This is a genomic window from Bacillus cereus group sp. BfR-BA-01356 (genome assembly GCF_022663635.1).
Lineage (GTDB): Bacteria > Bacillota > Bacilli > Bacillales > Bacillaceae_G > Bacillus_A > Bacillus_A cereus.
Window position 1 is genome coordinate 1 of record NZ_JAKUFX010000178.1, and the last position, 9,758, is coordinate 9,758.

Here is a 9,758-nt window from a genome sequence, read left to right on the forward strand (position 1 = left end):
TTTGATTCATATTCATAAAAAACACGTCACCCTTTCTCATTAACATAAGAAAATAGTAACGTGCTTTTAACTTCAAAAATAGTCTAAATCCTTAAGTTGATGGATGTGGGATAGCACCACATGTCTACTAACCTAAGAAAATAAATCAAACCCATGTCCATCAAGCTAGTAAAAATAAATACCCCAAAAATAGTAAAATTGACATTCTCAGAGTAAAAATGTAAAAAATTATTGTTTAGGGGCAGCGTAAAACATTAGTTTGATAGCGATATGGCGCTACTCATAAAAAAAAGAAATAGGATAGAATATCCTATTTCTTTTTATTGATATAATAAAATGTAAAGAATAAATCCAAAGTAATGATAATAATTAGAAGTAAAAAGTGTATAAGTGCATCAGTTTTTCCGTTTAGTAAAGACTTTACAAAGAAATCCCATTCTGTTTCATGGGGAGGTTCTATCCAATTTCGTTGCAGACCTAACACCATTCCATTTATGAAATAGAAAATGCTTAATAGAATCCTTCCAACAAATAAGGCAGCTGTTTTTATATTCCAATCCTTTATCTTGATTACATAAAGGATTGGGAATAGTATCAGTATCCAAAAAACAATAATAAAGACTGTATTTCCCATTCTCTCCTCCTAACAAAATGATTGTGTTTTTAATCTTGGTAAATTCTTAGGTTGGAGGTATGTTTCATTGTTACTGGTTAAAAACAAGAGCCAGAATTCCGGCTCCTTTTCTATCCCGCAAAATAAAGTTTCACTTTATCTCTCCGTCTCAAAAAACTCAATCCACTCTCCATCAGGGCCAGCGAAGAATATGTAACGTGTTCCATCTGGTAATGTTTCGATTTCTTCTCCTAGTAAGAAGGTTACTGCGTGTTTCTTTAGTCTTTCGATTTCATCCTCTAATGAATCCACTTTAAAGCAAATGTGATGTACTTTTCCTTCTGCCGGAAGGGAAGAGTTGTAGCCTTCAATTAATTCGAGTATCGTTTCTTTCGATTCTTCCACACCTAAAAAAGCGAGTTTTAAGTCTGGGTTTGGGTGCCCTATGCGTTTAAGGAGCTGTAAGCCGACTACTTCTTCATAAAATGAGATAGATGCTTCTAAGTTTGCAACCATAAGTCCAACGTGTTCTATTCTTCTGACTGGCATGTAGATTCCTTCTTTCTGAAAATTATACACAATATATTATTGAAAATTAAGAAAATAAGCAAGATAAAAACCTTACAAATTTTAGCGTGTTATATGGTATAGTGAGAAAGTATGTTTGGGGAGAAGGAAGGAGATTATACGATGAATACACCTACTCAAACTCCTTCATTATCGGAAACGATGAAAGAGTGGCATTATGCATTAGCGTATGAAATTAAACATTGGAAAACGATAGGTGGTAGTAAAATTTCTATCATGAACGGTCGTTTTTTATATACAGATTATGAAAGTACAGTATACGTATTTCAGCTTATTTCGGAAGTAAGCTTACCTGAAGGTTCACCGATTCGAATTGAGTTCGATGGTGAGGAAGCGACAGGGGAAGTGTTATCTGTACATGGATTAGAAATAGAGCTGAAATTAAATGATTATATACAAGGTGAAATAAGAGAAGCGGTTTTATACAGTGAACCGTGGCAATTGTTAGAGCAACTGCAAGAGCGATTGAAAGAAGCACGTAAAGATAAGCTGAAACGTAATCGTATAAAGCGTCTTGTTGATGGGACGAGCAGCCCGAAACATATTGAGAAGATGAAAAATCCAAAAAATGAACTGGCATATCGCGCGTTTTATAATCCGACAACGTACGTATGGGGACCGCCGGGAACAGGGAAGTCTTACAATTTATCACGTATTATTTCGGCCCATTATCAAAAAGGAAAATCGGTACTTGTGTTAGCTCATAGTAATGCGGCAGTAGACGTATTAATGAGTGAAGTAACGAAGCAAATTGAGAAGAAAAAGAAATGGACGCCTGGCGAAATTGTTCGTTACGGTTATAGTCAACATGAACATATACGAAATCATGAAACGTTACTTGCATCTAAGTTAGTTGAAACGACGAACGAATCATGGGGTGAGGAAAGACTCTATTTAGAAGAGACACGCCAAGAGCTTCGTGAAAAAATCTTATCGTATAAGGCAACGTCCTCTGATAAGAAGCGTATGCAGGAGATTGAAAGTGATCTTCGCAAGCAAAAGGCTAAAATTAAAGAAGTAGAAAAAGAATATATTGAAAATGCGAAAGTAATCGGCGCAACTTTATCGAAATGTGCCATTGATGCGCTAATTTATGAGCGTACATTTGATTTAGTTGTCGTAGATGAGGTGAGTATGGCGTTCGTTCCGCAAATTGCATTAGCTGCTTCACTTGGGAAACGTATCGTCGTTTGCGGTGACTTTTTACAGTTACCTCCAATTGCGATGGCAAATCATGAACTTGTTCGCAAATGGCTTGGGGAAGATATGTTTTACCATGCTGGGATTGTTGAGTCTGTTAATAAATCAGAAGCACACCCAAACCTATTTATGTTGCAGGAACAAAGACGTATGCATGCGGATATATCGAAGTTTACGAATTCGTTTATTTATAAAAATAGAGTATACGATCATCCGTCTGTTTCAGAGCGTAAAGAACTTGCACAGTTACAGCCGTTCGCAAATGAGGCGAGCGTTTTATTTGATACGAGCCAAATGGGAGCTTTTTCGTTAAAAGATGCTGCTTCTGGTTCACGTTTTAACATTATGTCTGGTTTAGTAGCAATGCAAATGATGTTAATCGGATTGTTAGATGGTGTGCAATCAATTGGTATTGTGACACCTTACAGGGCGCAGTCACGCTTTTTATCGACGTGTATGAGAGAAATGTTGCAGAGAACGAAATATCAAAACATACCAGTTTTAGCGGCGACAGTTCATAAGTTCCAAGGTTCTGAAAGAGATATGATGATTTTTGATACGGTTGACAGTTATCCGCAAGAACGACCTGGCGTATTATTCTTTGATCACAAAAACCATCGCCTCGTCAATGTAGCAGTGACAAGGGCGAGAGGGAAGTTCATTCAATTATCAGATTGCCATTATATGCGTAAAAACCTTTCGAGAAAACAAGCGTTATCACAATTAACAGCTCATATAGAACGTCACGGAGATGTGTATGATCGCACGACATCAAGACAATTGTGGGAACGAAAAATATCGAAACGTTTACGCTGGTTTATGGAAATGAATCTTGAGGAAACGAAAGGGCTATTAAAAGATATTTTAGCAGCAAAACGAAAAATTATTATTTCACTTCCAAGTACAAAACAAGTGGATAAGCGAGTATGGCAAGCGTTAATGCGTACAAATGCGCAAATAACAGTGTATAGTGACGGACCAGTTCCACTGAAAAATGTAAAGTTACAAAGACAAAATAAAGCATTCCCGTTCCTAGTAATCGATGATGAAATCTTCTGGGCAGGCGCACCGCTTACATCTCAAATGATGTTTGAAGGTAGTACGGAATTTCCGTACGTATGTGCAAGACTGCAAGCACCTGAGACAATTGGTGTATTAAAAGGATTTTTAGATATTCGGTAAATTCGGATAGGAATTCCTTGACTTTTACTTGGAATGAACTTAGAATAAAAAATAATTTAATATAATTTTATGAAAATTCTTATCACGAGAGGTGGAGGGACTGGCCCTATGATACCTCGGCAGCGGATTCGTTATGAATACTGTGCCAATTCCAGCAAGGTAACTTGAAAGATAAGAAAGAAGCTCATTTTGACTGTATATACAGAAGCCTCTTTCTATCTTTTAGAAAGAGGCTTTTTTACGTGAAAATAAAAGGAGGAAGAAAAATGGGAGCGACAGGAGTAGCGTCACAAAGAAAAACAATTGAAGAGAGTATCGAAAGAAATAAGGAAAAGTACATAGAAACAAGTCATGATATTCATGCGAATCCGGAGATTGGAAACCAAGAGTTTTACGCATCAAGAACGTTAAGTTTATTACTAGGTAGTGCAGGGTTTCAGTTGCAGCACAATATAGCTGGACATGAAACGGGATTTATCGCGCGAAAAAGCTCTGGAAAACAAGGACCGGCAATCGCATTTTTAGCGGAGTACGACGCTTTACCAGGACTCGGTCATGCGTGTGGTCACAATTTAATCGGCACAATTAGTGTTGCAGCAGCAATCGCATTATCAGAAACGCTTGAAGAAATTGGCGGGGAAGTTGTCGTGTTTGGTACACCAGCTGAAGAAGGAGGACCGAACGGTAGCGCAAAATCGAGTTATGTAAAGGCAGGCTTATTTAAAAATATTGATGCGGCGCTTATGATTCATCCGAGCGGAAAGACAGCGACAACGAGTCCTTCACTAGCAGTCGATCCACTTGATTTTCATTTTTACGGAAAAACAGCTCACGCCGCAGCTTCACCAGAAGAGGGAATTAACGCATTAGATGCGGTGATTCAGCTCTATAACGGTATTAACGCACTTCGCCAACAACTTCCGTCAGACGTGAGAATTCATGGCGTCATTACAGAAGGCGGAAAAGCACCTAACATTATTCCTGACTATGCCGCAGCAAGGTTCTTCATCCGTGCAGCAACGCGAAAAAGATGCGCGGAAGTAACAGAAAAAGTAAGAAACATTGCACAGGGAGCAGCGTTAGCAACAGGTGCAAAAGTAAAAATCCATCAATTCCAAAATGAAATCGATGAATTACTCGTAACAAAAACATATAACGATATTGTAGCGGAAGAACTAGAACTATTAGGTGAAGATGTAAATCGTAAAGAAAGAGTAGGGATCGGTTCAACCGACGCAGGAAACGTAAGTCAAGTTGTACCGACAATTCATCCGTACATTAAAATCGGACCAGATGATTTAATCGCACATACGAATGAATTTAGAGAAGCAGCACGTTCAGAACTTGGAGATAAAGCATTAATTACATCGGCAAAAGCATTAGCAAATACGGCGTATCGATTAATTACGGAAGAAGGGTTGTTAGAGAAGGTGAAGGAGGAATTTAGAGAGGTGCAGAGGAATCAAGGGTAAGGGGATTAAGGTGCTTTTTTCGAATAGAGATCTAATTCATAAGTAGAGATATAAAAAGAACATTGAAATATCAATGTTCTTTTTTGTTTACTAATCATTAATTTTATTGGCTTTTCTCATAAAGAAAAAACTTTTACTGTTAGCCGGGGATAATACGTATCCCTTTATTAGAACGACAATTTCTCCTCAAACTCACTCTTTAAAACAATTAAAGGAGACGATAATCCAAATTGCATTAAAGAGTCTAAAAATGTAGCGAGAGAATCCATCGAATCGCTCATGACCTTCATCATATAATTAAATTCCCCGCTAATTCGGTATAAATCAGTTACTTCAGGAGCTGCATTACAATACTGGATAAAATCAGAGCATTGGCTCGTTTTAAACATGATGAATGCTTGAATGTTTTTATTAATTTTTGCAGGCTCAAATTTCGTTCGATAAGCCGCTATAACTCCTTGATCTTCAAGCTTGTTAATACGTTCTTTTACAGCAGGCTGCGTCATGGATATAATTCGTCCTATTTCTGAAACAGAAATTCTCGCATTTTCATACAACAAGTTCATAATTTTATGATCGATTTCATCCAGTTTTACGGCGTTTTGCATTGTGTAGCCTCCTTATTTTTGTTTTATAAAGTAAATTACGAATTATAACTATAATATCATAAGCGAATGGACTAAATTACCTATAAATCTATATTTAAAATGATTGGTGTTTACATGAAAATATAAGTATAGGTTTTTATCAAACGGAAATTTAGGAAGGATGGAAAAAATGAAGAATCTTGATGGGAAAGTAGCGTTAGTAACAGGAGCGAGTCGCGGAATTGGCCGTGCGATTTGCGATGAGATTGGCGAAAGATGGAGCATTAGTTGCGATTCACTACGGCCGAAATAAGGCAGCTGCAGATGAAACAATTAGTGAGATTGAATCTAATGGAGGAAAAGCGTTCTTAATTGAAGCGGATTTCAATTCAATTGATGGTGTCAAAAAGCTAGTAGAACAGTTAAAGCATGAATTACAAATAAGAGTTGGTACATCAGAGATTGATATTTTAGTAAACAATGCAGGGATAGGTACACAAGGGACGATTGAAAATACAACAGAAGAAATTTTTGATGAAATTATGGCCGTAAATATTAAGGCGCCATTCTTTTTAATTCAGCAAACATTACCGTTACTACGAGTAGAAGGGCACGTTATTAACATTTCATCAGCGGAAGTAAGACTTGGTTTTACAGGGTCCATTGCATACGGTTTAAGTAAAGGTGCACTAAATACGATGACACTTCCTCTAGCTAAACATCTTGGAGAACGAGGTATAACAGTGAATACAATTATGCCTGGATATACGAAGACAGATATCAATGCGAAATTGCTAGATAATCCGGAAATACGAAATTTTGCTACGAATTCATCTGTGTTCGGACGAATAGGGCAAGTTGAAGATATTGCAGATGCAGTAGCATTCCTTGCTTCTTCTGATAGCCGCTGGGTAACAGGGCAAGTATTAGATGTTTCTGGAGGGTTTTGTTTATAGGGGTACTACTCCATACCCATTAAGCTAATCAAGTAAATTACTAGATATGAAACGATCCTCGTTTCATATCTGGTGATGTATAGAAAGGTAGGGATGCTAAAGAAGCCTATTCAAACGTGATTTTTTCGCTAGGCAACTTGAATAAGGGGGCTATTTTTTATTGTTACTGTAATCTAAAATAATCAAATTTTATTTTACAGTAACAATAAAATAAATTATTGACCGTGTGGTACAAAAAAGGGTATTCTATTCATGTTATCTTTAAAATAGGAGGGGGATACGATTGAATAAACGCGGCAGACCTCGAGAGTTTGATTATTCCTCAATTGTAGATGTTGCAATGAAAACATTTTGGTTAAGAGGATATGAAGGATGTTCTACACAAGATTTATGCAGTGATACAGGACTTGGAAAAGGAAGTTTATACAATACTTTCGGTAGTAAACATGAACTGTATGAACAAGTATTAGAACGCTACCATGAAATTGGGATTAGGGAACAAAAGAAATTGTTACATACTCCAATTCCAGTTAAAGAACGATTAAGTAATTTTTTTGAATGGGCATTGAAAGAAGACTTTGAGAATATGGATCAAAAAGGATGTTTATTGATTAATGCCAGTATAGAACGTGCTAAAAACGATTTAATGGTACAAGAAATTTTCTCGAAGCATGTTGAACTTCTTAAACAAGCTATTGAAACAGTGATGGAGGAAGGATTGCAAACAGGTGAAATTTCAAAGAAGCAATCAGCTGAGGAATTAGCTAGTCTGCTTTTAAGCAGTTATTACGGATTCCGTGTTCTTAATGTATCGATGCAAAATCGGATGTTGTCTGAACAAGTTATCAAAGGAACAGTAGAGTCTATTTGTGGCGCTTAGTGCGCTCTTTTTTCGCACTATTTTTGTACCGATCATTACAATAATGAATAAGGAGTGTTTTTATGTCATCGATTATTTATTTATTAGCTTTAGCAATCTTTTGTATGACTACATCAGAATTTATGGTTGCAGGTATGATGAATGAACTTGCTCTTGCATTCCAGGTTCCTGTATCATCTATTGGGTATTTAATTTCAGCTTATGCAGGAGCAATGGTAATAGGAGGCCCCATTTTAACTGCAATCCTCTTACGAATGCGCAGCAAACAAGCATTATTGTTTTTAATGTTCATATTTTTAATTGGTCAATCGCTCGGAGCTATTGCTTGGAACTATGATATTATGATGATTTCGCGTATTATAACTGGTATTGCTTCAGCTTCAGCTTTTGGAGTTGCGATTTCCTTTTCTGCGACATTGGTTCACTCTGATTCAAGGGGAAAAGCTGCATCAATTGTACTTGCAGGTTTAATGTTCGCAACTGTATTAGGTTTACCTATAACGACCGTTATTTCGCAATATTTTGGCTGGCGTATTAGTTTTGGGGCTGTTTCTGTTCTTGTGCTAGTATCAGGGATTATGATTCAACGGTTGTTACCATCATCTTCAAATAAAGAGCAATTAAATTGGAAAGACGAACTTCTGCGATTTAAGAATATTCATCTTTGGGCAGCGTACGTAACAAGTATGTTCATTATTGGTGGCACGTTTGCAGCATTTAGCTATTTCACTCCTATCTTTACAAATGTTACAGGATTTTCAAGTGCAAGTATTCCATATTTACTTGCTCTCTATGGTAGTGCGACGGTAATTGGGAATATAATAATTGGCAAGTTCGCTGATAAATTTACAATGAAAATACTTATGGGTGGATTAATTATATTAATCATAGCGTTGTCTTTATTTGCTTTAAGTGCAGAGAATAAATACATTGCAGTTATTTCTACGATTTTTATTGGTTTAACTGGTGTAGCATTGAATCCAGCTATGGTTGCGAGGGTGATGAAAACAGCTAGTAATGGAATAATGATAAATACCGTTCATAGTTCTTTTATTACGCTAGGTATTGTTATTGGTTCGTCATTAGGTGGTCTTGGGATCAGTAAAGGATATGGTTTTGTATCTCCTCTATGGATTGGAGCTTGTTTAGCTATCCTTGGGGTAATTTCGTTATTCCCATATTTACATAAAGGAAAGGCAGATTAAGATGTTTAAAATTTCTTTATATGAGGTACCGCCACATCACCATCAAGCTAATACTTTCATATATCCCTAAATTAAAAAATTCTTTTTCTACAGATAGCTATTCTGAGAAGCCGCTCATTTTTTCGTTTTGGGGGCATTTCTTTTTCTTAAGTTGATGGGTAGTATGGTGATCTCTATTAGACGATAGTGAATTAACAATTTCGGGGTTCAGTTCAACTTTATTCAAAATAAGATTTTTTTGCAGTAAAATCAATGTTAGTGGAACTTTTTTAATCAAACTTTTTTAAAAATTAACATAAATACTTGCAATGTTTAAATTAGTACTATATAGTTCTAGTTATGACAAAGGTAAAATTAATGAATCAAAAACGTGTGATTGAAGTAGCTGCAACATTATTTTTAGAAAAAGGGTTTGCTTATACAAGTATGGATGAATTAGTACGTGTAAGCAAAGTTTCAAAGTCTAATGTGTATTATCATTTTTCTAATAAGGAAGTATTATTAGAAGGAGTCGTTGATTATTGGATTGAAATGTATCAAACTGCAATTGATGACGTACTTTCTCAGAACCAATTTTTAGTTGAAGATCGTATCCAACTGTTTTTAAAGCAATTATCACAAGGAGTTCAGTCGAGAGAGTATAAGGGGAGCTGTCCATTTATTACTCTGTATATTCAAAGTCCTACACAGGCCACGCAAATAAAAGAAAAAATAGGTCTTTTTTTTACAGGATTACAAGAGAAAGTTTCTCTATTACTTAAACAAGGGGTAGAGAATGGAGAATTCAGAAATACGATTCATATTGATGAGGTTGCATCACTTTTTATTACAAATCTTGAAGGAGCGTTATTTATTTCAGAAACATTGAAAGATGCAACTGTAATCACGAAAACAGCAGATCATTTTTTAAAATTGCTTCGATAAAAGAAGCTTTTTTTTTACATCAAATTAGTGCTGATTAGTACTAAAAGACCTGCGGTAGTATGTCAACTGAAAAATAATATCTTTTGAAGTTATCAAAGGACAAATTGCTTAAAAAAGACATCACGAAACTAGACCAGTATTTTATGTAAAA

8 protein-coding genes, 1 pseudogene and 1 riboswitch are annotated in these 9,758 nt (G+C 36.0%); of the genes and pseudogenes, 6 read left to right on the forward strand and 3 right to left on the reverse strand.

Going from position 1 to position 9,758, the window contains the following annotated elements; genetic code table 11:
• Nucleotides 1-310: 310 nt before the first annotated feature.
• Nucleotides 311-634, reverse strand: coding sequence for a hypothetical protein (locus tag MR168_RS30660; RefSeq protein ID WP_016122820.1), 324 nt, complete (start codon nucleotides 632-634; stop codon nucleotides 311-313).
• Between the two features lie 135 nt (nucleotides 635-769).
• Nucleotides 770-1,162 (reverse strand): VOC family protein, encoded by a 393-nt coding sequence (locus MR168_RS30665; RefSeq protein WP_086412472.1) that lies wholly within the window; start codon nucleotides 1,160-1,162, stop codon nucleotides 770-772.
• Between the two features lie 111 nt (nucleotides 1,163-1,273).
• On the opposite strand from MR168_RS30665, the gene MR168_RS30670 reads away from it, so the two are divergent.
• Nucleotides 1,274-3,583, forward strand: coding sequence for an AAA domain-containing protein (locus MR168_RS30670; RefSeq protein WP_140159408.1), 2,310 nt, complete (start codon nucleotides 1,274-1,276; stop codon nucleotides 3,581-3,583).
• Nucleotides 3,584-3,659: 76 nt separating this feature from the next.
• Nucleotides 3,660-3,761, forward strand: a riboswitch (SAM riboswitch).
• An 88-nt stretch (nucleotides 3,762-3,849) separates the two neighbouring features.
• Nucleotides 3,850-5,055 (forward strand): M20 family metallopeptidase, encoded by a 1,206-nt coding sequence (locus tag MR168_RS30675; RefSeq protein ID WP_086412474.1) that lies wholly within the window; start codon nucleotides 3,850-3,852, stop codon nucleotides 5,053-5,055.
• Between the two features lie 167 nt (nucleotides 5,056-5,222).
• Here MR168_RS30675 and MR168_RS30680 read toward each other — a convergent pair whose 3' ends face one another.
• Nucleotides 5,223-5,663 (reverse strand): Lrp/AsnC family transcriptional regulator, encoded by a 441-nt coding sequence (locus tag MR168_RS30680; protein ID WP_086412475.1) that lies wholly within the window; start codon nucleotides 5,661-5,663, stop codon nucleotides 5,223-5,225.
• 169 nt (nucleotides 5,664-5,832) lie between these two features.
• Between MR168_RS30680 and MR168_RS30685 the strand changes: the two are divergent.
• The 4 genes and pseudogenes from MR168_RS30685 to MR168_RS30700 all read left to right on the forward strand — a co-directional run bounded on the left by MR168_RS30685 (nucleotide 5,833) and on the right by MR168_RS30700 (nucleotide 9,607).
• Nucleotides 5,833-6,598, forward strand: a pseudogene (locus MR168_RS30685) (SDR family oxidoreductase).
• A 283-nt stretch (nucleotides 6,599-6,881) separates the two neighbouring features.
• A complete protein-coding gene (locus tag MR168_RS30690) occupies nucleotides 6,882-7,478 on the forward strand; it encodes a TetR/AcrR family transcriptional regulator (RefSeq protein ID WP_086412476.1) in 597 nt (198 codons plus the stop codon).
• 62 nt (nucleotides 7,479-7,540) lie between these two features.
• Nucleotides 7,541-8,683, forward strand: a complete 1,143-nt coding sequence (locus tag MR168_RS30695) for an MFS transporter (protein WP_006918182.1) — start codon at nucleotides 7,541-7,543, stop codon at nucleotides 8,681-8,683.
• Between the two features lie 357 nt (nucleotides 8,684-9,040).
• The gene (locus MR168_RS30700) at nucleotides 9,041-9,607 is read left to right on the forward strand and encodes a TetR/AcrR family transcriptional regulator (RefSeq protein WP_001072327.1); all 567 of its coding nucleotides are present in this window, start codon (nucleotides 9,041-9,043) and stop codon (nucleotides 9,605-9,607) included.
• Nucleotides 9,608-9,758: the final 151 nt, after the last annotated feature.

Coding starts and splice junctions, on each gene's coding strand:
- MR168_RS30665 (WP_086412472.1), bottom strand. CDS start 1,162: ATGCCAGTCAGAAGAATAGAACACGTTGGACTTATGGTTGCAAACTTA.
- MR168_RS30695 (WP_006918182.1), top strand. CDS start 7,541: ATGTCATCGATTATTTATTTATTAGCTTTAGCAATCTTTTGTATGACT.
- MR168_RS30670 (WP_140159408.1), top strand. CDS start 1,274: ATGTTTGGGGAGAAGGAAGGAGATTATACGATGAATACACCTACTCAA.
- MR168_RS30675 (WP_086412474.1), top strand. CDS start 3,850: ATGGGAGCGACAGGAGTAGCGTCACAAAGAAAAACAATTGAAGAGAGT.
- MR168_RS30700 (WP_001072327.1), top strand. CDS start 9,041: ATGAATCAAAAACGTGTGATTGAAGTAGCTGCAACATTATTTTTAGAA.
- MR168_RS30680 (WP_086412475.1), bottom strand. CDS start 5,663: ATGCAAAACGCCGTAAAACTGGATGAAATCGATCATAAAATTATGAAC.
- MR168_RS30660 (WP_016122820.1), bottom strand. CDS start 634: ATGGGAAATACAGTCTTTATTATTGTTTTTTGGATACTGATACTATTC.